The 24029-nt window shown below is 60.4% G+C and carries 27 protein-coding genes; 7 read left to right on the top strand and 20 right to left on the bottom strand.

What is annotated here, in order from left to right:
- The first annotated feature begins 378 nt into the window (after positions 1–378).
- The 6 genes from DXD39_RS02300 (at position 379) to DXD39_RS02275 (ending at position 4988) form a co-directional block, all read left to right on the top strand.
- Entirely contained in the window at positions 379–891 is a 513-nt protein-coding gene (locus tag DXD39_RS02300; protein ID WP_006235293.1) for a DUF2975 domain-containing protein, read from the top strand.
- A 9-nt stretch (positions 892–900) separates the two neighbouring features.
- Positions 901–1152, top strand: a complete 252-nt coding sequence (locus tag DXD39_RS02295; protein ID WP_006235292.1) for a helix-turn-helix transcriptional regulator — start codon at positions 901–903, stop codon at positions 1150–1152.
- Positions 1153–1170: 18 nt separating this feature from the next.
- A complete protein-coding gene (locus DXD39_RS02290; protein ID WP_255413113.1) occupies positions 1171–1878 on the top strand; it encodes a site-specific integrase in 708 nt (235 codons plus the stop codon).
- 396 nt (positions 1879–2274) lie between these two features.
- Positions 2275–2562 (top strand): ACT domain-containing protein, encoded by a 288-nt coding sequence (locus tag DXD39_RS02285; protein WP_006235289.1) that lies wholly within the window; start codon positions 2275–2277, stop codon positions 2560–2562.
- A gap of 77 nt (positions 2563–2639) precedes the next feature.
- Positions 2640–4058 (top strand): citrate synthase, encoded by a 1419-nt coding sequence (locus DXD39_RS02280; RefSeq protein ID WP_117802988.1) that lies wholly within the window; start codon positions 2640–2642, stop codon positions 4056–4058.
- An 87-nt stretch (positions 4059–4145) separates the two neighbouring features.
- A complete protein-coding gene (locus DXD39_RS02275; RefSeq protein WP_117802987.1) occupies positions 4146–4988 on the top strand; it encodes a Cof-type HAD-IIB family hydrolase in 843 nt (280 codons plus the stop codon).
- Positions 4989–5104: 116 nt separating this feature from the next.
- Here the strand turns inward: DXD39_RS02275 and DXD39_RS02270 are convergent, their stop codons facing one another.
- The 4 genes from DXD39_RS02270 to DXD39_RS02255 form a co-directional block, all read right to left on the bottom strand.
- Entirely contained in the window at positions 5105–5899 is a 795-nt protein-coding gene (locus DXD39_RS02270; protein WP_117802986.1) for a Cof-type HAD-IIB family hydrolase, read from the bottom strand.
- A 209-nt stretch (positions 5900–6108) separates the two neighbouring features.
- Positions 6109–7929 (bottom strand): adenine deaminase, encoded by a 1821-nt coding sequence (locus tag DXD39_RS02265; RefSeq protein WP_117773365.1) that lies wholly within the window; start codon positions 7927–7929, stop codon positions 6109–6111.
- A 222-nt stretch (positions 7930–8151) separates the two neighbouring features.
- Positions 8152–9363, bottom strand: a complete 1212-nt coding sequence (gene tyrS, locus DXD39_RS02260; protein ID WP_035137437.1) for a tyrosine--tRNA ligase — start codon at positions 9361–9363, stop codon at positions 8152–8154.
- A 97-nt stretch (positions 9364–9460) separates the two neighbouring features.
- Positions 9461–11437 (bottom strand): U32 family peptidase, encoded by a 1977-nt coding sequence (locus DXD39_RS02255; RefSeq protein ID WP_158565399.1) that lies wholly within the window; start codon positions 11435–11437, stop codon positions 9461–9463.
- 162 nt (positions 11438–11599) lie between these two features.
- On the opposite strand from DXD39_RS02255, the gene DXD39_RS02250 reads away from it, so the two are divergent.
- Positions 11600–13792, top strand: coding sequence for a transglycosylase domain-containing protein (locus DXD39_RS02250; RefSeq protein ID WP_117802985.1), 2193 nt, complete (start codon positions 11600–11602; stop codon positions 13790–13792).
- 184 nt (positions 13793–13976) lie between these two features.
- Here DXD39_RS02250 and DXD39_RS02245 read toward each other — a convergent pair whose 3' ends face one another.
- The 16 genes from DXD39_RS02245 to rpsE form a co-directional block, all read right to left on the bottom strand.
- Positions 13977–14414: an arginine repressor gene (locus tag DXD39_RS02245; RefSeq protein WP_006235280.1), complete on the bottom strand. Its 438-nt coding sequence runs from the start codon at positions 14412–14414 to the stop codon at positions 13977–13979.
- Positions 14415–14546: 132 nt separating this feature from the next.
- Positions 14547–15545, bottom strand: coding sequence for a glycosyltransferase family A protein (locus DXD39_RS02240; protein WP_147347863.1), 999 nt, complete (start codon positions 15543–15545; stop codon positions 14547–14549).
- Between the two features lie 203 nt (positions 15546–15748).
- Positions 15749–16573 carry a tRNA pseudouridine(38-40) synthase TruA gene (gene truA / locus DXD39_RS02235; protein ID WP_117802983.1) on the bottom strand — a complete coding sequence of 275 codons (825 nt, stop codon included), beginning with the start codon at positions 16571–16573 and terminating at the stop codon, positions 15749–15751.
- Positions 16574–16665: 92 nt separating this feature from the next.
- On the bottom strand, positions 16666–17133 hold the full coding sequence (rplQ, locus tag DXD39_RS02230; RefSeq protein WP_006235277.1) for a 50S ribosomal protein L17: 468 nt from the start codon (positions 17131–17133) through the stop codon (positions 16666–16668).
- A 30-nt stretch (positions 17134–17163) separates the two neighbouring features.
- Entirely contained in the window at positions 17164–18105 is a 942-nt protein-coding gene (locus tag DXD39_RS02225) for a DNA-directed RNA polymerase subunit alpha (RefSeq protein ID WP_117802982.1), read from the bottom strand.
- Between the two features lie 32 nt (positions 18106–18137).
- Positions 18138–18734, bottom strand: a complete 597-nt coding sequence (gene rpsD, locus DXD39_RS02220; protein WP_006235275.1) for a 30S ribosomal protein S4 — start codon at positions 18732–18734, stop codon at positions 18138–18140.
- Between the two features lie 19 nt (positions 18735–18753).
- Positions 18754–19158 (bottom strand): 30S ribosomal protein S11, encoded by a 405-nt coding sequence (gene rpsK / locus DXD39_RS02215; protein ID WP_006235274.1) that lies wholly within the window; start codon positions 19156–19158, stop codon positions 18754–18756.
- A 14-nt stretch (positions 19159–19172) separates the two neighbouring features.
- The gene (gene rpsM, locus DXD39_RS02210) at positions 19173–19547 is read right to left on the bottom strand and encodes a 30S ribosomal protein S13 (protein WP_022094275.1); all 375 of its coding nucleotides are present in this window, start codon (positions 19545–19547) and stop codon (positions 19173–19175) included.
- 14 nt (positions 19548–19561) lie between these two features.
- A complete protein-coding gene (gene rpmJ, locus DXD39_RS02205; RefSeq protein ID WP_006363204.1) occupies positions 19562–19675 on the bottom strand; it encodes a 50S ribosomal protein L36 in 114 nt (37 codons plus the stop codon).
- A gap of 150 nt (positions 19676–19825) precedes the next feature.
- Positions 19826–20044 (bottom strand): translation initiation factor IF-1, encoded by a 219-nt coding sequence (gene infA / locus DXD39_RS02200; RefSeq protein WP_035137443.1) that lies wholly within the window; start codon positions 20042–20044, stop codon positions 19826–19828.
- 104 nt (positions 20045–20148) lie between these two features.
- Entirely contained in the window at positions 20149–20937 is a 789-nt protein-coding gene (gene map, locus DXD39_RS02195; RefSeq protein WP_006235270.1) for a type I methionyl aminopeptidase, read from the bottom strand.
- On the bottom strand, positions 20934–21560 hold the full coding sequence (locus DXD39_RS02190; protein ID WP_055252238.1) for an adenylate kinase: 627 nt from the start codon (positions 21558–21560) through the stop codon (positions 20934–20936). Before DXD39_RS02190 ends, map begins: the two co-directional genes overlap by 4 nt.
- Positions 21561–21578: 18 nt before the next feature.
- A complete protein-coding gene (secY, locus tag DXD39_RS02185) occupies positions 21579–22865 on the bottom strand; it encodes a preprotein translocase subunit SecY (protein WP_089573561.1) in 1287 nt (428 codons plus the stop codon).
- On the bottom strand, positions 22859–23308 hold the full coding sequence (gene rplO, locus DXD39_RS02180; RefSeq protein WP_006235267.1) for a 50S ribosomal protein L15: 450 nt from the start codon (positions 23306–23308) through the stop codon (positions 22859–22861). Before rplO ends, secY begins: the two co-directional genes overlap by 7 nt.
- 3 nt (positions 23309–23311) lie before the next feature.
- Positions 23312–23494, bottom strand: a complete 183-nt coding sequence (rpmD, locus tag DXD39_RS02175) for a 50S ribosomal protein L30 (RefSeq protein ID WP_006235266.1) — start codon at positions 23492–23494, stop codon at positions 23312–23314.
- Positions 23495–23496: 2 nt separating this feature from the next.
- Complete coding sequence (rpsE, locus tag DXD39_RS02170; protein ID WP_055252236.1) at positions 23497–24021, bottom strand: 30S ribosomal protein S5; 525 nt, start codon at positions 24019–24021, stop codon at positions 23497–23499.
- Positions 24022–24029 lie beyond the last annotated feature (8 nt).

Raw genomic sequence — 24029 nt, 5'->3', positions numbered from 1 at the left:
ATTTCGGTAGGAGATCGTCTTGTAAGAGATGTTGAACATCGAGATGCTGTGCCCGCTTACGCCGCGAGGACAGCTGTAGCTCCAGTAGGTATCGACGACGTCGTCCGTATACCCGAGGGGCTCAACGAGGGCACACTGGCTGCTCTCCTGGGAAGGAGGCATCGGGGTATCCGCAAAAGCGGGGGCTCCCGGCAGCAACAGACAAAGAGCGAGGCCGAGGAAAACCAAGAGCTTACACGACTTAACAGTACTGAACATAATCCTCTCCAATCTAGAGGGGTTTCGGTTGCAGTATGCTGTGATTACTTGCCGGCAAAGTCAATTTAACATAAACTGTTAAAAAGTAACCTGAGTTTTTTAAATTCTTCGGAGGTTATTATGAGTTCCGACAATCGCACTCCCCGGCTTCATTCCTTCCGCATCGCATGTGCGATAGCCTCTGCGACCCTTTGCGCCACCGCCATCGCACAAGTGGCGTTCTCCTTAAAGCCAGCAATCGAAGTGCTCGACAACCCTGTAATTGCAGACTCCCCCGCGTATCCAGCCCTTGCGATCTCGACATTGGTCCCTGCCGTCATCGGTATCGCTACGACCATCCTCAGCGCCGTTCTCGTGTGGACGATCAAGAGCGGAGACCCCTTCAAGAAAGGGTCTGCGACATGCTTGAAGGTGCTCGGCATTCTCTTCGTTGTTCAAGCTGCCACCAGCCTCTACGCCGGCTCACTCAAAACCTCCGTTTCGATGTTTGGCGGCGAGGGGGCCGTCGGCGCCCAAGAGATCGCTTCATCATTCGATTGGACCTCTCTGGTTCTCGGCATCGTCCTGTTCATGCTTTCCCAGCTCTTCTTGTACGCCCGAGAGCTGTACCTCGACTCCGACGAGATTGCGTAAGGAAACGCCATGCCCGTAATTGTTCGCCTCGACAAGATCATGGCCGAGCGAAAGATTTCCTCGAACGAACTTGCCGAAAGGATTGGAACCACGCCCGTGAACCTGTCCCGTATTAAAAAAGGGCATATTCGCGGCATTCGCTTCAACACACTCGAGCAGCTATGCCTCGCCCTTCGTTGCCAACCCGGAGACCTTCTCGAAGTCATGAGCGAAGAGGATGCCCGAAAGGAGTTCGGACTCGATTGGTCCGCCGAGGATTAGAGGGCGGTCGTACTCGCCCTGCACACGGGGATGCGAATCGGCGAGGTCTGCGGCCTTCGGTGGTGCGATGTGGATTTCGAGACGGGCCTGATCTCGATCAGACACTCGGTGGCGTACGCGAAGGGAATGGGTTCGTTCATCAAGGACACCAAGACCCATGACGCCAGGGGTATCCCCATCGACCCGGTCGGCCTACTCCCCATCCTGAAGGAGACCCACGAGATCGACTGCGGAAAGCTGCGCTTGCGCGGCCTTACCGGGGCGGTCGAGATCGGGGACTGCTACATCCTGTCGGAGCCGGGCGCGACCTTCGCGACGACAAGCTATATCCGCAGGGCGTTCAAGACGTTCTCGGAGACCAACGGCCTCATGGGCACCAACGACGAGCTGATCACGTTCCACGGCCTTCGCCACACGTTCGCAACGCAGTGGATCCGCCAAGGCGGCGATATCAAGGCGCTCCAATCGATCCTCGGCCACAAGGACGCCATGGCGACGCTCAACGTCTACGCCGACATCGAGCCCATCTCCAAAATCCATAACATGCTGCGCGCCACGCCGTGCCTTTGGCGCGGGCACCTCGGGCCGAGGGTCGATCCGGGTCCCATGTTCCAACAGAGGATCCAGGAGTCCATCGAGACGCTCCAGGCGTTCGGCTACGGCATCACCGAGCCGGACGACCGAAATATCGCCATACGCGACGTGAAGACGAACAGTTGGCTCTAGCTCACCGAGTACGCGGCAGTGCTGGGCCCATCCCAACTGAGGTCACGGTGGTCCGATAGGGGCGCCGCCCGCGGCATGCGCCGCGGAGCGGTATCCCCTACCGAAGGGCGGGGATGCCCTCCGCTTCCAGTTCGGAATCAGCCGTCGGAGGCGTTCGGCTGACTGCGGGAACGGCCTGTCCGCTCAATGTGTTCGGCTGAGATCGGAAATCAACCCAACACGAGCCGGACACGCGCCAGACGGCTCTTCCCCGTGCGGCCTTCCCCCTTACGCTCATGTTGCAGGCATGTAACGCCGCAGCGAGCGCGCCTTTTTTGCGCCAGACAGGTACAATGATGAACACTGTACCGTAGCGGAGCGCCCCGCGCGCGCCGCGACCACGCGAAAGGGTTTCCCATGGCCGAGATCTCGTCCTCCCGTATCGTCATCACCGTCCTTGGCAAGAACCGCCCCGGCATCGTCGCCGGCGTCACCCGTGTCCTGGGCGAGGCCAACGTCGACATCCGCGACATTACGCAGTCCATTATCGAGGACATCTTCACCATGACCATGCTGGCCGACACCGCTGAGTCCAAGCTCGATTTCGCCGAGCTGCAGAAGGCCCTGGCCGAGGCCGGCGAGCTTTCGGGCGTCAACGTGTCCATCCAGCGCGAGGACGTCTTTAACTTTATGTACCGCCTGTAGCGAACAAGCCGCTGGGGATAGCCTGACACGCGCATGCCCATGCAGGCCACCCCGATGCGGCCCGGAGAGGAGCGCGCATGGCCTACGACGCCAAGAAAATCTATTACCGCTTCGATGACCACTTGAGCCGACTGGTTCTGGATTACGAAGCAAGCCGCCAGATTTCGTCTGAGAGCGAAAGCCTCTACCACGGCCTGCCGACCGACCCTTATGACGAGGGCCTGTTTGTCGAGCACAATGTCAAGCGCGGCCTACGCAATGCCGACGGCTCGGGCGTGGTCGCGGGTCTCACTCGTATCTCGGATGTGCACGGCTACAACAAGGTCGACGGAAAGGTCGTGCCCGATCAGGGCAAGCTCACGCTTCGCGGCTACAGCATCGAGGATCTGGTCAACAATGCCCAGGCCGAGAATCGCTATGGCTACGAGGAAGTCGCCTATCTGCTTATCACGGGTTCGCTGCCCAACAAGGAAGAGCTCGACGGCTTTTGCGAGCGCCTGGGCGCCTTTAGACATCTGAGCGACGAGTACGTTAAAGAGTTCCCTATGACCACGGTATCGTCGAGCATCATGAACGTGCTCCAGCGCGCCGTACTGCTGCTCTACGCCTTCGATGCCGAACCAGACGTGATCACGCCCGAGCACGAAATCGACGTCGCCATTTCCATGCTCGCACGTCTCCCGCGCATCGCCGCCTTCGCACACATGGCCTCGGTCGCCAAGCTTCGCGGCTCCGAGGTTCACGTGCCGCACCCTACGCCCGGTCTCTCCACCGCCGAGACCATCCTACAGGTCCTGCGCGGCGGCATGGCGTTCACCCGCGATGAGGCGATGCTGCTCGACGTTATGCTCATGCTGCATGCCGAGCACGGCGGCGGCAACAACTCCACCTTCGCTTGCCGCGTGCTGTCGTCTTCGGCCACCGACCCGTATTCCGCCTACGCCGCGGCTATCGGCTCGCTCAAGGGCCCGCGCCACGGTGGTGCCAATGCCAAGGTCGTGTCTATGCACGAGGACATCCGCGCGCATGTCTCCAACTGGGAGGACGAGGACGAAGTCGCGGCCTACCTGGGCAAGATCCTCGACAAGCAGGCCTTCGACGGCACGGGCCTCATCTACGGCATGGGCCACGCCGTCTATACGCTCAGCGACCCGCGCGCCGAGGTCTGCCGTCGTTACGCGCGCTCGCTGGCAGCCAAGAAGGACTTGGGCGAAGAGTTCGCACTCATCGAGCGCATCGAGCGCCTGGCACCCCAGGTCATGCGCGACCACGGCATGACCAAGCCCATCTGCGCCAACATCGACCTGTACACAGGCTTTATCTACAAGATGCTCGGCGTGCCCGAAACGCTTTTTACGCCGTTATTCGCCGTCGCCCGCATGGCCGGCTGGTCGGCACACCGCATGGAAGAGCTCTTCTGCGCGCACCGTATTATTCGCCCGGCCTATCGTCCGGTGATCGAGCCGCTGGAGTACAAGCCGATCGCCGACCGCTAGGACGCGGACCGTTATAGAACTCGAGCGTGGCCAGGGCATCACCGCCCTCGGCCACGCTTTTTATGCCAGTAGAAAGGGCTGCATCGAATGATTGTTTTTTCCGATATGGATGGAACACTGTTGACGAGCGACAAGCAGATGGGCGACGCCACCTGGGCGATGCTCGACGAGCTCGCACGTCGCAGCATTGAGTTTGTACCGTGCACGGGGCGTCCGCTGTCGGGCGTCTTTGAGCCCATCCTCGCCCATCCTGCCGTGCACTACGCGGTCTGCGCCAATGGCGCCAGCGTCTGGCAGCTCGACGACGATGTGCCCAACGATGCCTCGCGCGCCACGCGCATTTTGAGCCGTCCGCTCGATCGCGGCATTGCCCATCGCGTCCATCGCATCGCCGCCGGCCACGATGTGACCTTCGATATCTTCGCGGATGGGCAGTGCTTCCTCCCCCGCTCGCTCTACACGCGCCTGGATGAGTTCTGTGGCGGCGACCCCCACATCGCGGCTTCGCTCAAGCGCACACGAACGCCGATCGACATGAATATCGACAGCAAGATCGACGAGGTCGAGACGCTCGAACGCATCGCTATGTACTGGCACGACCCCGCCGATCGCGACGCCATCGCGGCGGCGCTCGACACGCTCGGAGGCATTGAGGTCACGCGTTCGTACGCCATGAATATCGAGGTTATGGGCGAAGGCGCCACCAAGGGAACGGCCCTCACGTGGCTGTGTGAGCATCTGGGCGAGCGTCTCGCCGACGCCTGGGCGTTCGGCGACAACATCAACGACATCCCCATGCTGCAGGCAGCGGGCCATGGCATGGCCATGATCAACGCCGAGCCCGAAGATCGCGAGGCCGCCGACGCCATCACCGAATACGACAACGACCACGACGGCGTCGCCCGCACCATCATGGCCGCCCTCGCCTAGTCATTGGTCAGTCATTGGACGTTCTTAAACGACTAGTCACTGGGGACACTCTTCGCAAAAAGCTGCAAGGACCGTCCCCCACTGTCGGCAGAAAAGGAACGTCCCCATCTGCCGGATTAGGAGAGACTCTCCAGCACGCGACGGAGCTCCTGCTGGACGGCGTGGTCGCGGTTACAACCCACCACGCAATCGGCCACCGCCTTAAGCGCGGGGCGCGCGTTTTCCATCGCGCAGCCCGTGCCGACAAAGCGAATGATCTCGTAGTCGTTCATCGAGTCGCCAAACGCCATGACCTCGTCGCGACCAATGCCGTAATGCTCCGCGAGCTGCGCGATACCCGAGGCCTTCGACACACCAGGCTGCATGGCATCGATCCACGCGTTGCCCGAAGGCGCAAAAGTAAAGAGCTGACCAAGTTCGCGCTGTAGTACGTAGGCGCTGTCCATAACGGCACCGTCATCGCAAAAGATACTCGCCTTGATGATATTTACGCTGGGATCGGGCAGCTCCCAAATGCGTTCGGCATTGGGAAGGTCCTTATCGACCTCGCGCACGAACTTGCTCTCGTCATCGAGCAAAAAGGACTTGGTTCGGTCAAAGAGCGCAAGATGCAAATTGGGAAACGTCGCGACGGCCTGGGCGAGCCTTCGAATCGCCAGGTGGGAATACACCTCACGGTCTACCATCTTACCGTCGGCGTAGACTTGGGCGCCGTTAGCGGCGACAAAGTCCATCTTGTCGCGAACGGGCGCAAAGAACTCGCACAGGCGATCGTAGCGACGACCTGACGATGCGGCGAAATGCACGCCATGCTCGTGTAGCGCCAGAATCAGTTCGTAGGTCTCGGGAGGCACCTGGCCGTTTTCGTCAAGCAGTGTGCCGTCCATATCGGATGCAATCAGTTTAAACATAGAAAAGCTCCCTTCGGGCTTAGTAGTGAAAACAGATGTATATCTGAAAACACCGTACCCAAAGGGAGCTCGAATAAGACCCCGTAGTTATAAACGTTACATGGACCTAGCAAATAGCTCACGCGCGCCAGAGGCCCCACGGTCGCGACGTCAGGCAGCCCGCCAAAGAGTGTCCCCAACGGCTAGTCGTTTAAGAACGTCCCTGATGACTAGTCGGCGTAGGTGAAGGTTGTGACGTCGAACATGCCCTCGGGACGGATGCGGAGCGTCGGGATCACCGGCAGGGGCAGGAAGATGATGCCCATGATGGGGTCGAGCGGCGGCTCGATGCCCATGGCGCGCGCCTTGACCATAAAGTCGTCGTGCTGCGCCGCAACGTCTTCGGCAGCGCCCTCGCTCATCAGGCCGCCGAGCGCCAGCGGAATGCGCGCCACGACCTCGCCGTTGCGCACCAGCACGTGGCCGCCCTGGCCCACGGCCTCAACGGCAGCCATCATATCCGCCGCATTGTCGCCCACCACGCACACGTTGTGCGAGTCGTGGCCGATCGTGGAGGCAATGGCGCCACCGGTGATGGTAAAGCCGCGCACCCAGCCGCGACCGATATGCTTGCCGACCAGGCCCAGGCCAGCGGGGCCGTCGCCGTCGGCGCCCTCGGCCTGCAGCGACACGCCGCGGCCATGGCGCTCAATCAGCATAATGCGGCGCAGGCCCTCGGTGTTCTTGGGGCGAACCATGCCCGTGATGGCCTTGCCCGGCACCACGTCAATCACGGCCTCGCCCGGCTTAAAGGCATAGTCGAATACGTCGAGCGAAAGCTTCGGCAGCTTAACGGAGGCGCGTAGCTCATCGGCAAGGGCCGCGACCTCGGCCATCTCGGGTGCAATCTCGCCCACAAAAGTGCCGTCCTGTGCCACGAGCGCGCCGGCGGCATACACGCGATGCGGAGCCGTGGCAAACGTCAGGTCATTGAGCACCAGCAGGTCGGCACGCTTGCCCGGGGCAATCGCACCACGCAGCTCGTGTGGGTCGCGGCAACCGTGGTCCAGGCCAAACGCCTCGGCCGTGGAGAGGGACGCCATAGAGATAGCGACCACGGGGTCGATGCCGGCCTCGATAGCCGCGCGGCAGGCATTGTCGATCATGCCGGTCGCAAGCGCATCGGAAGGGGCGCGGTCGTCGGTCGCGAAGCAGCAGCGGCGGGCGCGCGCGGGATTCTCTAGCAGCATCGGCGACAGGTTGGCCAAGTCGTGGCTACACGTACCTTCGCGCAGCATCACATACATGCCGCGGGACAGTTTATCGAGCGCCTCCTCGGGAATCGTCGACTCGTGGTCGGCGATAATACCCGCCGCGGCATAGGCATTGAGGTCCTTGCCGGCAACGAGCGGCGCATGACCGTCGACTTGCTTGGACGGCGTCTGGTTAGCGGCATCGATGCGAGCACAGGTCTCGGGATCGGCCATAAAAACGCCCGGAAGGTTCATCATTTCGCCCAGGCCAAAGACATCGCCCGGATGCTCGGCAAAAAACGCCTGCATATCGGCAGCCGAAATAACGGCACCGGCCTGCTCGTCGGGCAGCGCGGGCACGCACGAAGGCATCATGTACTTGATGGAGATGGGTGCGCGGCGGCCGTCCTCGATCATAAAGCGCAAGCCGTCGAGACCGGCAACATTGGCAATCTCGTGGCTGTCGGCAATGGCGGTGGTAGTACCGCGCGTCGCGGCCATGCGAGCATACTCGGCGGGACGGATGTTCGAGGACTCGATATGCAAATGCCCGTCAATAAAACCGGGAGCGAGATAGCGACCCTGGCAGTCGATGACCTCAGTTGCCTCGTAGGTGCCAGCAGCATCGTCGCGACCATCGTAGAGCACGCCGACGATCACACCGTCCTTGACGGCAACGCTACCGGGCGCCACACGCTGGCCATACACGTCGACGATCTGCGCATTGGTAAACAGCGTGTCGACGGGCACGCGCCCCTCGGCAGCATCGATCACAGACCTCATGACCTCAACGGACATACATACTCCTTTAACCGTAGAAAAAAGCTGCGGAGCGGACAGACCTTCACCGCAGCAAGCCAATAGCCATTGTATGCCAAAAAGAAAGTCCCGCTAACACCCCTTCCGCTTAACGGCACCGCCAAATGATCCCTCCGTCCCCAAGGGATCGTCGCAACCAAAAAGGCCGCAGTCGGGATTCCCGGCTGCGGCCTTATTGCACTTGTGAGGTCAACTCGCTCGTTAGACCAACTTAAAGCCCTTGCGCTTGCCCACGGAGAGGGTGTCGCCCAGCTTGAGGGCGCTCGGATCGATGTTGTAGCTCTTGGGAGCCACAGCCTTGCCGTTGATCTTGACGCCGCCGCCGTCGATGTCGCGGCGGGCCTGACCGGCGCTGGCCGAAAGGCCCAGGTCCTTGAGCAGGCCAGCGAGGTAAATCTGGCCCTCGTCGTTGACGGTCAGCTCAACGTGCTTCTCGGGGAAGTCGGCAAGCTGGCCCTCCTTGAACACACGGTCGAACTCGGCCTGAGCCTCGTCGCCGGCGCCAGCACCGTGGTAGGTGTCGCACAGGTCGCGGCCTAGAGCGCGCTTGAGCTCGTAGGGGTCGGCGGAGCCATCGGCCAGGGCGGCATCGATCTTGTCGACCTCGGCCGGGGTGAGCGAACTGGCCAGACGATAGTACTTGCCAATCATCTCGTCGGGGATGGACATGGTCTTGCCGAACATATCCTTGGGAGCATCGGTCAGGCCGATGTAGTTACCGTAGGACTTGGACATCTTACGGACGCCGTCGGTGCCCTCGAGCAGCGGCATGGTGAGCGCGATCTGCGGTTCCATGCCCATCTTCTCCATGAGCTCGCGGCCGGCGAGCAGGTTAAAGAGCTGGTCGGTGCCGCCCATCTCGACGTCGGCCTTGATCTGCACGGAGTCGAAGGCCTGCATCACAGGGTACAGGAACTCGTGCAGGGCAATCGGCGTCTGGGACTGGTAGCGCTTGGTAAAGTCGTCGCGCTCGAGGATGCGGGCGACGGTGAACTTGGAGCACACCTGCAGCAGGCCGGCCAGGTCCATCGAAAGGATCCAGTCGCCGTTGTGCACGATGGTGGTCTTCTCGGGGTCCAGGATCTTCATGGCCTGGCTCACGTAGGTCTCGGCGTTGGCCTCGATCTGCTCCTGCGAAAGCTGCGGGCGGGTGGAGTTCTTGCCCGAGGGGTCGCCGATCAGCGCAGTGCCGTTGCCGATGATAAGGGTGACGTTGTGGCCCAGGTCCTGGAACTGACGCATCTTGCGCAGGGGCACGGCATGGCCCAGGTGCAGGTCGGGGCTGGTGGGATCGACGCCGAGCTTGATGTTGAGGGGCTCGCCCTTCTCAAGCTTCTTGCGAAGGTCGGCCTCGGGGACGATCTGCGCTGCACCCGAGGTGATGATACGCATTTGCTCGTCAACAGACAGCATTGGGTATCCTCCTTTTGCTATAGCACCCTCACCGGATACGGCGGTGCTGGAAGTTCATAAACCCACTAATAATAACCAAAACAGCGCGACGCGGCACCTACGACAGGAAAATCCTCGTCCTGCCGCACGCGTCGATAACGACCGGCAAACGCGTGCCGTCACGTTCGACCAAAAAGCGCGCCTGCTGACGGCGCGAGCAGTCACGGCAACGGACCTGCCCCGTTGCATCCGTGGCGCAGGCGCCCTCGGCAGTCAGCAAGCAGTGCTCGCACACCATGAGCTCGGGACGGTCGGCATCGACAGGCCCCAAGACACCGGGGCAAGCGGCAAGTTCGGCAACACGCTCCGCATCATTGCCGAGCAACTCGGCCGACAAGCACACCCGCCCCGCACCGAGTCCGCGCAGCCAGGTAAGCGTGGCCCGATTGGCACAGAACACCGGCGCCGCCACGTCAAACGTTGTGCCCAGCTCGCGGGCCATCGCCACTTGTCCCAGATTGCGGCAGACGACGCGCCCGGCACGCTGCATAAGCGCCCGAGTCCGCTCGGCGTCGCCCGCGCGGCACACTTCGTCGAGCACCACCGTTGTATCGGACAGATCTCGCTCATCGCGCGGACCCACATCCATCAGCTCCCAGGCAAAGACCATACGAGCAAAATCCTCGCGCTTTGCCGGCCCCGCCGACCCCACCAACTCCGTCGACGCACCGCCATCCACCGCAGCGCCCTCAAAGGGCAGCACCTCAACGGCACGCGCAACGGGCGCAATCGCATCCGCCTCGGCCCGCATGCGCTCCAACACCGCCGCCGTCTGATCCAACACGCCGGCGCTGCGAATCAGATAGACCTCGCAGCCCGCGTCCACCTTACGTTTGCAATGCACGACGATGCGCTCCCCCGCAGCGGCATCCACGGGGCAAGGCACCTGTGGCCAGCGCTTGGGCACATCGGGACGCGCGTCGGCACCCGGGTAAAATCGGATTTCGAGCGTATCGCCCGCCGCCACGGCGGCATCAAGCTCAACCGTCACCTCTTCGTGACCCACCGCCACCAAGTGGCCCACGCGCACGCCCTGGTTGATCGCGCGCTCAAAGCTCATGAGCTCGGCACCCGAACGACCCCGCAGGTAAGCATCGGTAAACCCACGGTTAAACGACCTTCCCAGCTCGCGTTCAAGCTCTTCCACGGCACCGGAGTCCCACGCGCCGTCGCACAGCATATCGAGTGCCCGACGCCACACCCTCACCACGTTGAATACGTAATCGGGATTCTTCATGCGCCCCTCGATCTTGAGCGATGCCACGCCGGCGGCAACAAGCTCGGGCAGGTGCGCGATACCCAGATAGTCACGCGGACAAAGCAGGCGGTCCCCCTCGACGGCAACAACACTCTGCCCCGCCTCGTCCACTAGGTCGTACGCCAGACGGCACGGCTGCGTGCAGTCGCCGCGCATCGCCGAGCGCCCACGCCGCAAGGCCGAGAACTCGCACGCCCCCGAATAGCCGATGCAAATCGCACCGTGGCAGAATACCTCGATGGGCACGCCCGTGGCACATAGCGCCGCAATCTCGTCGACCGTCAGCTCGCGTGCCGTCGTCACGCGCTCGACCCCCAGCTCATCGGCGGCAAGCCGCACGGCACCCTCGCTATGAGCGCCCGCCTGCGTGGACAGGTGAATCTCGACCCCGGGAATCGCCGCGCGCAGCGCGCAGGCCAACCCGGCATCGGCGACAATCAGAGCACCGGCGCCCAGCTCCAGTGCATGAGCTCCCAACGCCACCGCGTCGGACAACTCATCGTCAAACACGAACACGTTGAGCGTCACGTACACACGCACGCCATGGGCATGCGCCACGGCGCAGCCGCGCGCAAACTCGTCATCCGTAAAGCCATGGGCGCCCACACGGGCGTTAAAGCCGCCCAACCCCGCATAGATGGCATCGGCGCCCGCGGCGATGGCCGCAAGCATCTGGTCGAGTCCGCCCGCCGGCGCCAGCAACTCGGGCAGCGCCGCACCGGCAGCATCCAATCCAGTCTCGTATTGTCCGCTCGGCCCCATCGCCCGAATCGCCATCGGCAAACTCCTTACCAAGGTATGCATTCACTCTGAAAAATGCCGTCTTCCAGCATACACGAGGCCTCGCGCGCCCCGTTTGGTTTATCGTGTAATAACTTATGTCCATCCTGCCCCGACGGCACATCCACCGTCCGGCACGACATACCTGGAGGTCAATATATGGGTCCTCGCCAACGACAGGGACGCAGCCGTTCAAAGACGCATGCTCTGCCCATAATCCTGCTCTCGTTTTTGGGCTTTCTGCTGATTGCGGGCGTGGCATTTGGCATCGGCATGGTCGGCAACGTCAACCGCTGGCTGTCCGATCTGCCCGACTACACCGACGCCAACGCGTATCTGGTGAGCGAGCCCACCGAGATCGTCGACTGCAACGGCAACAAGATCGCGAGCTTCTACACGCAAAACCGCAAGTCTATCACCAAGGACGAGGTCTCCCCCTACGTGCTGCAGGGCACCGTTGACGTCGAGGACGAGCGCTTCTACGAGCACGGCGGTATCGACCTGTGGGGTATCGCGCGTGCTGCGGTGGCAACCCTCGGCGGCGGGCACGAAGGCGCCTCGACGATCACCCAGCAGCTTGTGCGCAACACCATCCTGCAGGAGGAGCAATTCGACTCGACCATTGAGCGTAAGGTGCGCGAGGCCTACATCGCCATCAAGATGGAGGACATGTACTCCAAAGACGAGATCCTCATGATGTACCTCAACACCATCTATTACGGCCACGGCGCCTACGGCATCGAGGCCGCAGCCGAGACCTATCTGTCCAAGAGCGCCGCCGACCTCACCCTGAGCGAGGCCGCGCTACTCATCGGCCTTCCCAACTCGCCTTCGCAGTACGACCCCACGGTCAATCCCGATCTGGCACTGTCTCGCCGCAACAAGGTTCTCGACAACATGCTGCGCCTGGGCCACATCACCCAGGAGGAGCACGATGCCGCACAGGCCGAGCCCATCACCCTCAATGTGACCGAAATCTCGGGCAGCGGCGTCGACGTATACTCGCAGCCCTACTTTGTCTCCTACGTCAAGCAGCTGCTGGAGCAGGAGTTCTCGACCGACGTGCTCTTTAAGGGCGGCCTGACCGTCAAGACCACCATCGACCCCACGATGCAGCAGGTGGCAGAGAATGCCGTCCGCGAGCAGCTCGACACGCTCTCGCTTGACGGCCTGGACATGGGCATGGTCGTCGTCGACCCCAAGACCGGCTACATCAAGTGCATGGTGGGCGGCTACGACTACAACGCCGACGAGAACCACGTAAACCATGCCACGGCCAAGCGTCCCGTCGGCTCCACCTTTAAGGCCTTTACGCTGGCAACTGCCATCCAAAACGGCATGAACCCCAACGTCACCCTCAACTGCAACTCGCCGCTCAAGGCCAAGGGCACCACGACCGAGGTCCAAAATTACGCCAACCAGAGCTACGGCAGCATCACGCTTAAGCAGGCGACGGCATACTCCTCCAACACCGGCTACATCCAGGTGGCGGAAGCCGTCGGCAACAGCAAGATCATCTCGCTCGTCAAAAAGCTCGGCATCGACCCCGCCAAGGACAACATCGAGGACGTTCCCGTCATGACGCTCGGCACCGGCTCGATCTCGCCACTCGAGATGGCCGCCGCCTACGCGACGTTTGCCAACGGCGGCTACTATCGCCAGCCGATCGCCATCACCGAGATTGATTCTCGTACCGGTTCGGTGCTGTACCAGCACACCGACAATCCCTCACAGGTGCTTACCGAGGGCGAGGCCGCCGCGGTCACCGATGTTCTGTCCGGCGTCATGAAGGGCAGCGGTACGGGTGCTGCCGGCGCCCTGAGTGTCAACCAGCCCTATGCCGGCAAGACGGGCACCACCGACAACACCACCAACCTGTGGTTCTGCGGCTATACCCCGCAGCTGGCGTGCGCCCTGTGGACCGGCTATTCCGCGGGCGAGATCCCCATCCAAAAGTACGGCACGGACCTGCTGGGCGACAGCACCAACCTGCCTGTCTTTAAGCGGTTTATGAACACCGTTCTGACCGGTACCGAGCGCGAGGAGTTTGCGACCGGAACGGCGCCCACCTACAAGAACAACAGCGTCTGGAAGTTCTACGGCACCAATAACACCAAGAAGTCGGAGAACGACGACAAGGACAAGGACGAAGAGGAAGAGGAAACTACCACAACGACTACCACGACGACCACGACCACCGAGACCACGGGCGGCGACACCACCGGCGGCACCGGTACGACCGGTGGCTCGACGGGCGGCTCCACTGGTGGTTCGACCGGCGACGATGGCGGCACGCCTACGCCTACGCCCACTCCCGACCCCTCGCCCACGCCTGACGATACGGTCGGCTAAGAAGTACGCGACTAAAGCCAACAAGGCCCCGAGCAGCTTATTGAACTGCTCGGGGCCTTTTAGTTTGAAGCGACCTGGTGGGCGGTCTTTATACCGGCAAACAAAAAGGGGTACCGACCAACGTCGATACCCCTTACAAGCCACTATGTCAGCGCACACAATGCCGAGCGCACGACCCGCACGCCTACTTGCGAGAATTGCTCAGCTTATTGATCAGCGCCTCGAGACGCTCGCCGTCCTCGGCCGTCTGGGCAATAACCAAAATCGTATCGTTGCCGGCAAGCGAGCCAAGCACATCGGGCAACTCTGCCGCATCAACGGCGGCGGCGATGCCGGAAGCCGTGCCAGGCTGAGCCTTGATCATAACCAGATTATCGGTACGCAGAACGCCCGTTACGAGCTCGGAAACCATACGCTGCAGGTGCAAGTCCTCTGCCAGAACATAGATGCCCTCAGGGAGCTTACGCAGCCCCATGTCGGCAATATCGCGAGAGACAGTCGCCTGCGTGCAATCAAAGCCCATAGCACGGAGCTCATCAACCAGCACGCGCTGCGTGCGGACATCCTTATTGCGCACAATATCTCTAATGGCATCCTGGCGCCCATTGCGTTTTTTAGCCATACAAACCCTCTCTCCAAAAGATGGCGGAGACAATCAATCAGTGATTGAATAGTTTAACGCTATTTGAAGGCTTTTGTGTATAAGAACGCATTTCGAAACAATTCTATGCAAGTTTGTTTCGTAATGAGCCGTTTAGGCGGTTTTTGCGCCCGTCCGGTTAAGAAAAGCTACCAGATGCGTACACATCACGCAGCGCGCGGGCTTGGCGCTAGCGATCGGCCCAAACAACAGACCCAGTCCCCGATGGTTGTCCTTGAGCGCGGCGACCATCTGACGGGTTCGAGGCGCCTCGAGCATATCACGCATGCGGGCGGAACGCTCGATTGACGACACCCCATGCGGGCTCAGACACAAATTCTCGATGCAGGCGACCAGTCCGACAAAGTAGAACTTTTGGCTTGCCAGCTTGAGCCGACCACCGCTATCTGCTTCCGAGAGTGAGTCCGCAAGCTCGTCGAGCGCTCGGGTGTCATCGGATACCCTGGCATACATGGTGGGATCAAAGGCATCTGTAAGCTTAGGCGCTACCGCGTGGAAACAAGCGTCGCCGCATCCGGAGACGCGCTGCGCCTGCGAGAGCGCGCATGCCATAAACCCAACTGTGCGAAACGCCTTGTCGCACAAAAGGCATGCCTCAAACAGCGGACGGCTATACATCACGCCAGAGACTTGAGCAACCAAGCCGCCTAAAATCAACTGGGGCAGCCCGGCCACCATCGAAGATTTGCTATCAATGGAAATATGAGTAGCATCCAAGACGCGCGAATGGCGCTCTCGATGTGCATCATAGCGGTCGAGCGACACCGTGGGGAACACTATGTCTGCCGCAGTATCGCACGCGATATCGACCATCTTGGAAAGGGATTGCGGAGCAAACCACTCATCGGCGTTCATGGCGATGATTTGAGAGCCGCGCAAGGCAGCAAAACCGGCACGAAGACACGCGCCGCGCGTCGCGTCCTCGACGTCAATCAAATCAATATGGATGTCCCTGTCAGCAGCAACTTGAAGCGAATGGCGCACACCGGGCGCAGCATCGCGACAGACAACGACAATCTGCAAATCGTAGAGGTCTTGGTTCTGGATACTCTCGAGCGCACGCATCGCATAGCTGGGCGAACCTTCTACCACAAGAATCACCGAAAGTCGCGGATGCGAGCCACGTCGAACCAAATTATCCGTCCTCTCGACAGCAATGAATCAAACCGTGGTTCATGGTACACCCCGGCAATAAAAGCAATGAGACACCGGTTGCATTGCACGCCAAGAACAGATGTTGCACACGCGCAGCCCACAGATGACAGGTGTCGACGCACGACACGTCGAGCCCTACCCTAGTCGAGCACGACAAGCTCGGCGGGATCGTAATCCACGCCCATAAACGTAAGGCCGCAGGCAGGAGCCGTGGGGCCCGCAGCGGTGCGGTCGCAAGCATCGATAACCTCGCGCATCCACTCGGGTTCACGGCGATGCATGCCAATCTCGACAAGCGTGCCCACGATCGTACGGACCATCGAATGCAGAAACGCATTGCCCTCGATGGTGAACGTCAGGATGTCCTCGCCAAACGCAACCTCATGGCCAAATTCGGCACGCATCACGCAGCGATGCGTGGGCTTGCCAACGGCCGAAGCGACCTTGCAAAAGCTTTTAAAGTCCTGCTCGCCCAGCAGTGCGGGGCAGGCAGCAGACATAGCCTCAACATCCAAGGGATAGCGATGCCACCACACGGCACCGCGGGACAGCACAGGGCGCGCATCTCGATCAGCAATGCGGTATGTATACGTACGGGAACGCGCGTCAAAACGCGCAGAAAAGCCTTTACGGGCCTTGTAGACCTCGTTAATGGCGATATCTTTGGGCAGCAGGGCATCCATAGCCCGCAGCCACCTACGGCGCGTACAAGCGAGCTCAGCGTCCGTTACGGGCACGCTGATGTACTGGGCCACGGCATGCACGCCGGCATCGGTACGCCCAGCGCACGTCAGATTGACCGGACGGCGAAGCAGCGTCTCGATGGCTCGACGTAGCTCACCCGCAACCGTCGTCTGTCCCGGCTGCTCGGCAAATCCGCTATACGACGAGCCATCATAGGCCACGCGAAATACGAGTGTAGCGTCAAGCTCGGAAATCGAATTGAAATCAAACGGCGCGGTCATGGGCGCTCCCAACAAACAAGCAACGGTATCGCGACAAAAAAAGAGGGGTACGCGAACGTACCCCTCGAATATAGCCTATGCAGACGGAATGTCTACTCAGCGGTCTCCTCAGCAGGAGCCTCCTCGACGGCCTCGACCTTCTTGGGAGCAGCGGCCTTCTTGGGGGCCGGAGCAGCCTTCTTGGCCTTAGGCGTGCAAGGCTCGGTGACGAGCTCCATGATAACGATGGGAGCGTTGTCGCCCTTACGGTTACCGAGCTTCATGATGCGGGTGTAACCGCCGTTGCGGTCCTGCCACATGCCCTGAGCAGCCTTGTCGAAGATCTCGGCAACGAGCTGCTTATCGCCGAGCTTGGCGATAGCCAGACGACGAGAGTGCAGGTCGCCCTTCTTGGCCCAGGTGATGATCGGATCGACGACCGAACGCAGCGCCTTAGCGCGGGTCTCGGTGGTCTTGATGCGGTCGTTCTCGAAGAGGGCCTTAGCAAGGCTCTTCTTCATGGCCTTGGTGTGGCTCGCATCGGTGCCGAGCTTCAGGCCCTTCTTAACGTTGTGACGCATGGTCTAGTTTCTCCTCAAATATGCGAAGCATTAAGCCTTCAGGCTCAGGCCCATGGACTCAAGCTTGTCCTTCACTTCCTCGATCGACTTAACACCGAAGTTACGGATGTTGAGCAGATCGTTCTCCGAGAACTCAACGAGTTGACGGACCGAGTGAATGCTGGCGCGCTTAAGGCAGTTGTAGGAACGGACGGAAAGGTCCAGATCCTCGATCTGCTTGTCCAGCTCGGCGTTCTCGTTGGTGACCTCGGGAGCGAAGATCGAAGCCTCCTCCTCGACCTCGGGGGTCTCGGCAAGGTTCATAAAGGCGGCCATATGCTGGTTGATGATATTGGCAGCCTGGACCACGGCATCGCGCGGGGCGATGGAGCCGTTGGTCTCGATCTCGAGGACAAGGCGGTCGTAGTCGGTGTGCTGACCGACACGACAAGCCTCAACGAGCTTGGCGCAACGGGAAACCGGCGAGTACAGCGAGTCGACGTGGATCACACCGATGGGATCGTTGTCGCGCTTGTTAGCCTCGCCAGAGACATAGCCGCGGCCATAGCCGATGCGCATGCTCATGGTGAGATGGCCACCCTCGGTAAGCGTAGCGATGTGCTGCTCGGGGTTGACCAGCTCAAACTCGGACGGAATAAAGAAGTCCGCACCGGTGACCTCGCAGGGGCCGTCAACAGAAATGGTGGCGGTCGCCTCGTCGGTCGTGCCGAGAGCCCTGAAGACAAGACCCTTGACATTCAGGACGATGTCGGTGACATCCTCGACCATGTTAGGGATGGTCATGAACTCGTGCTGCGCACCATCGATCTGAATAGCCTCGACGGCGGCACCCTCGAGCGAGGACAGAAGAACGCGACGAAGGGAGTTACCCAGCGTATCGCCGTAACCACGCTCGAGCGGCTCGACGGAGACACGAGCAGACGTCTCGTTGATCTCTTCGACCTGAACCTGAGGCCTAATGAATTCTGACATGTATTACCTCCAGCCTCAGCAGCCCGGATGGACTACTTAGAGTAGAGCTCGACGATGAGCTGCTCGTTGATATCACCGCTGATCTGCTCACGCGTCGGCAGAGCGAGCACGTTACCAGACAGCTTCTCGATATCGACCTCGAGCCAGCCAGGGACCTCAAAGCGCTCGGAGGAAATCAGAGCCTCCTTGATGGGGAGGAGGTCACGGAACTTCTCGCCGACAGCGACGACGTCGCCGGCCTTGACGCGGTAGGACGGAATATCCACGCGCTTGCCGTTCACGGTGAAGTGACCGTGACGGACGGACTGACGAGCCTCTTTGCGGGTGCGGGCGAAGCCAAGACGGAAGACGACGTTGTCAAGGCGAGACTCAAGGATGATCATGAGGTTCTCACCGGTGACGCCGTTCATCTTACGGGCCTTGTTGAAGTAGCCGTGGAACTGCTTCTCCAGAACGCCATAGATGAACTTGACCTTCTGCTTCTCGCGCAGCTGCATGCCGTACTCAGATTCCTTGCGACGGCGCTTGGGCTGACGGATAGATTCCTTCTTGCTGCTGTAACCGAGCTCAGCGGGATCGATCCCGAGCTGACGGCAGCGCTTAAGAACAGGAGTCCTGTCGATTGCCATATTGATACGATCCTTTCAGTTACACGCGGCGACGCTTCTTGGGGCGGCAGCCGTTGTGCGGAATGGGGGTCTTGTCCTGGATGCTCGAGACCTCGAGGCCAGCAGCCTGGAGGGAGCGGATGGCGGTCTCACGACCGGAGCCGGGGCCCTTGACGAAGACGGAAACCTTCTTCATACCGTGCTCCATGGCCTGCTTGGCAGCAGCCTCGGCAGCCATCTGGGCAGCGAACGGCGTGGACTTACGGGAGCCCTTGAAGCCCACCTGGCCAGCCGACTTCCAGGAAATGACGTTGCCCTGGGGATCGGTGATCGAAACGATCGTGTTGTTGAACGTAGAACGAATGTGAGCCTGGCCCACGGAAATGTTCTTACGGTCCGCGCGCTTCAGACGGGCAGCGCGAACGTTCTTCTTAGCAGTAGCCATCTATCTAGCGCTCCTTATTTCTTCTTCTTAGCACCGATCTGACGCTTCGGGCCCTTGCGGGTACGAGCGTTAGTGTGGGTGCGCTGGCCGCGGACCGGGAGGCCCTTGCGGTGACGAAGGCCGCGGTTGCAGCCGATGTCCATAAGGCGCTTGACGTTCTGGTTGCGCTCACGGCGGAGGTCGCCCTCAACCATGATCTGGTTCTTGTCGATATAATCACGGATGGCGTTAACCTCATCCTCGGTGAGGTCCTTAACACGCGTATCCACGTTAACGTTGCACTCGACGCAGATCTTCGTCGCAGTGGTGCGGCCGATGCCGTAAATGTAGGTCAGACCGATCTCAACGCGCTTCTCACGCGGGAGGTCGACACCATTAATACGGGCCAACGTAGTCTCCTCTCTTAACCCTGACGCTGCTTATGACGGGGGTTCTCGCAAATGACGAGGACCTTGCCATGGCGCCTAATGATTTTGCACTTATCGCACATCTTCTTGACCGAAGGACGTACCTTCATCGTTCTTCCTTTCGGTAGCGCTCAAACTACTTCCCTACTATCTACTCGCCCAGCCGCAGGCGTTTAAAACTATGGCTGGTCTTCACACACAATCCGACCGTAGGTTGAGCTAAGCCTGCAGCCGGAAATGGAGTGCGTGTATGCGTGCCGCTATTTGTAGCGATAGGTGATGCGGCCGCGGGTCAGGTCGTACGGGGAAAGCTCCACGACAACCCTGTCACCGGGGAGAATACGGATGTAATTCATTCGGATCTTGCCAGAAATGTTGCACAGAACCGAATGACCGTTCTCGAGCTCGACCTTAAACATGGCGTTGGGCAGCGGTTCCTTTACCGTACCCTCGAGCTCAATTGCGTCTTCCTTCTTCACAAGCAATCATCTTTCTCTAGAAAACGACAGCGATTGAGAATTTTACAATACTCATGCACGTATCGTAATATCTTCGTAATGGCTCCACAACTAAGCGGGACTTGTTACATTTCTCCGCCTTGGAGCGAACACCAAGCACCTTGGGCATCCGTGGTGAGAATCACCGGACCGTCATTGGTAATGGCGACGGTGTTCTCGTAGTGCGCGGCGGGCAGGTGGTCGTTGGTCGTAACAATCCAACCGTCGGAGCCCGTGCTCACATGGTTGGAACCCATCGTAACCATCGGCTCGATGGCAATGACCATGCCGGCCTGGAGGCGAACGCCCCTCCCCTTCTTTCCATAGTTAGGAACGTTGGGGTCCTCGTGCATCACGCGGCCAATGCCATGGCCAACATAGTCACGAAGAACGCCATAGCCGTGAGACTCGGCGAGAGACTGAACGGCATAACCAACATCCCCGATATGGTTACCGGGGACAGCCTGCTCGATGGCAGCCTTAAGGCAATCGCGCGTAACCTCGCACAGGGCCTTGGCCTCGGGCGTTGGGGTGCCAACGAAAAACGTCCAAGCGTTATCGCCGACCCAACCGTCGACAACAGCTCCCGTATCGATGGAAATGATATCGCCATCGCGCAGGATCATGTCGGGGTTGGGAATACCGTGGACCACGGCATCGTTGATCGATGCGCAAATGGTTCCCGGGAACCCGCCGTAACCCTTAAAGGCCGGGGTGCCGCCATGCATGCGGATAATCTGCTCCGCGAGCTGATCGAGCTCAAAAGTCGAAACGCCGGGGCGCACCATGGCTCCAACGTGGCGGAGCGCCATCTTAGATAGCGCTCCTGCCTTCTTCATCTGCTCGATTTGCGTTGCAGACTTAATCTTGATCATAGACCGAGAGCCTCTTTGACATCCCCGTACACGGTCTCGCGAGCCTGGTCACCGTTGACCGACTTGAGCAGACCCTGGCCACGATAGTAGTCGACGAGCGGGCTCGTGGACTTCTCGTAGACGTCGAGACGGTTCTTGATGGTCTCGGGCTTGTCGTCGTCGCGCTGATACATCTCGCCGGCACACTTGGGGCAGGTAGCATCGGCAGCGGTGCCGGTGTAACCGCAGGCGCGGCAGGTGCGACGCGAAGACAGACGATCGATGATGACCTCGGGGGCCACGTCGACCAGAAGGGCGCAGTCGATCTCGCGACCCATGGCGGAGAGCTCGGAATCGAGCGTCACAGCCTGGGCGGTGTTGCGCGGGAAGCCATCGAGGATGAAGCCCTGCTGGGCGTCATCGGCGGCAAGGCGCTCCTTGACAAGGTCGATCACGAGCTGGTCGGGAACGAGCTCGCCAGCGTCCATGTACTTCTTAGCCTGAATACCAAGCTCGGTGCCACCCTTGACGGCAGCACGCAGCAGGTCGCCCGTGGAAATGTGAGCGACGCCAAACTCGGCGACGAGCTCCTGTGCGACGGTGCCCTTACCGGCACCCGGAGCTCCGAGCAATACGAGGTTCATGAGCAATCCTCCTCTAGCCTATTTAAAGAATCCATCGTAATCATACATCTTGATCTGGCCTTCGAGCTTATCGACCGTGTCGAGCACGACGCCGACCATGATGAGGATGGACGTGCCGCCAAATGCCTGGATCAGATGGTTACCCGTGAAGGAGAAGATGATCGAAGGCACGATGGCGATGAGCGCCAAAAAGACAGCGCTGGGAAGCGTAATCTTGTTGAGCGCGTTCTTGATGTAGGCCGCGGTAGCCCTACCCGGACGCACGCCCGGAATAAAGCCGCCCTGCTTCTTAAGGTTATCGGCCGTGTCATCGGGGTTGAACACCATGGAGGTGTAGAAGTACGCGAAGAACACGATGAGGACAACGTTAAGCACCCAGTTGAGCCAACCGGTCGAAAGCGCAGAGGCAACTGCCTGAATCCAGCCGATGCCGGGGAAGAACACGGCAATCTGAGCCGGGAAGTACAGCAGCGCCGAAGCGAAGATGATCGGCACGACGCCCGCGGTGTTGACCTTGATGGGCAGGTAGGTGGTCTGTCCACCCATCATGCGACGGCCCACGACGCGCTTGGCGTAGGAGACCGGAATGCGGCGCTGGCCGCGCTCAAGGAAAACGATCAGCGGGATAACCAGCAGGATGATGGCGCAGATGATCACCATGGTGATGATGCCACCGGCATTGCCCTCGGTGCTGGAGAAGATAGCCTGCGGCAGACCGGCCATGATGTTCGCAAAGATGATCAGCGACATGCCATTGCCGATACCGCGCTGGGTGATGAGCTCACCAATCCACATGATCAGCATGGCGCCCGCAGTGAGCGTGCCGACGACCATGAGGTCGAAGATAATCTCGGGAGCGCCGGCGCCATTAAAGCTGATGCCGAAGCTCTTAAAGAGGAAGAGGTAACCCACGGAGTTGAGGATTGCCAGAGCCAAGGTGAGGTAACGCGAATACTGCGTAATCTTGGTCTGACCGACCTCGCCCTCGCGGGCAAGCTCATGCAGGGAAGGCACGACGGCCTGGAGCATCTGGAGGATGATCGAGCTGGTGATGTAAGGCATGATGCCCAGCGAAAACACCGACACATAGCTCAACGCGCCGCCAGAGAAAAGATTCAGGAGGGCCATAGCACCTGCGGCGACCGAATTGTTATCGGTCGAGAAAAGGCCCAGCATCCCCTGGAAGGGAATGCCGGGCACAGGAACGTGCGCACCAATGCGGTACACGACGAGCATAGCTATGGTAAAAAGAATCTTTTCGCGCAATTCTTTGATGCGGAAAGCATTCTTAAGACCATTTAGCACGGCAGCTCGACCTTTCCGCCGGCGGCCTCGATCTTGGCCTGCGCAGAAGCGCTGACCTTGTCGACCTTGACCGTGAACTTCTTGGTGAGCTCACCATTGCCGAGCACCTTGACGGGCTCGAACTCGCTCTTGGTGATGCGAGCGGCCTTAAGAGCGGCACCGTCGATCACAGCGCCATCCTCGAACTTACGCTCGAGACGCTCAACGTTAACAGCGGTGTACTCGATACGACGGGGGTTGCGGAAGCCCGGAAGCTTGGGCAGGCGCATAGCCAGCGGAGTCTGGCCACCCTCGAAGCCGGCACCCTTGGTGCCGCCAGAGCGGGAACCCTGGCCCTTCTGGCCGCGGCCAGAAGTGGTGCCGTGACCCGAAGAATTGCCACGGCCGACGCGCTTGCGGTTCTTAGTGGAACCGGGCGCGGGAGTAAGATCGTGAAGCTGCATTTGCTACTCCTCTACAATCTCGACAAGGTGCTTGACCTTGAAGATCATGCCGCGGACGGACTCGTTGTCAGCAATCTCGCGAACCTCGCGGATCCTGTGGAGACCGAGGGCACGGACAGTACGGACCTGGTCCTGCTTGCAACCGTTGGTGCTGCGGACCTGCTTGATCTTGATGGTGTCAGCCATGCTTAGTTCTCCTTACCGACGAACATCTCGGAGACCGTCAGGCCACGGCGAGCCGCGACGTCCTCAGGGCTGGAGAGCTCCTTGAGGCCCTCGACGGCAGCCTTGATGATGTTGAGGCCGTTGTCGGTACCGAGGGACTTGGACAGGACGTTCTTGATGCCAGCAAGCTCGAAGAGGGGACGCACAGCGCCGCCGGCGATAACGCCGGTACCCTCGACAGCGGGCTTGATGATGATGCGGCCGGCACCAAAGTGGCCGAGAACCTCGTGCGGGATGGTGCCCTGCTCGGTCACCGGCACGTGGAACATGTTCTTCTTGGCATCGAGAGACGCCTTGGAGATGGCCAGGGGCACCTCAGCGGACTTGCCCATGCCAACGCCGACGTTGCCCTTGCCGTCGCCAACGACGACGAGAGCGACGAGGCTCATGCGACGACCACCCTTGACGGTCTTCGACACGCGGTTGATGTAAACGACGCGCTCCTCGAACTCGGAGGCCTCGCGCTGCTGCTTCTGATTACGAGCCATGTGCTACA

The organism is Collinsella sp. TM04-29 (genome assembly GCF_003466565.1).
Taxonomy (GTDB): Bacteria; Actinomycetota; Coriobacteriia; order Coriobacteriales; family Coriobacteriaceae; genus Collinsella.
The sequence above is the reverse complement of the archived record's forward strand: the minus strand, read 5'-3'. Positions and strand labels throughout refer to the sequence as shown.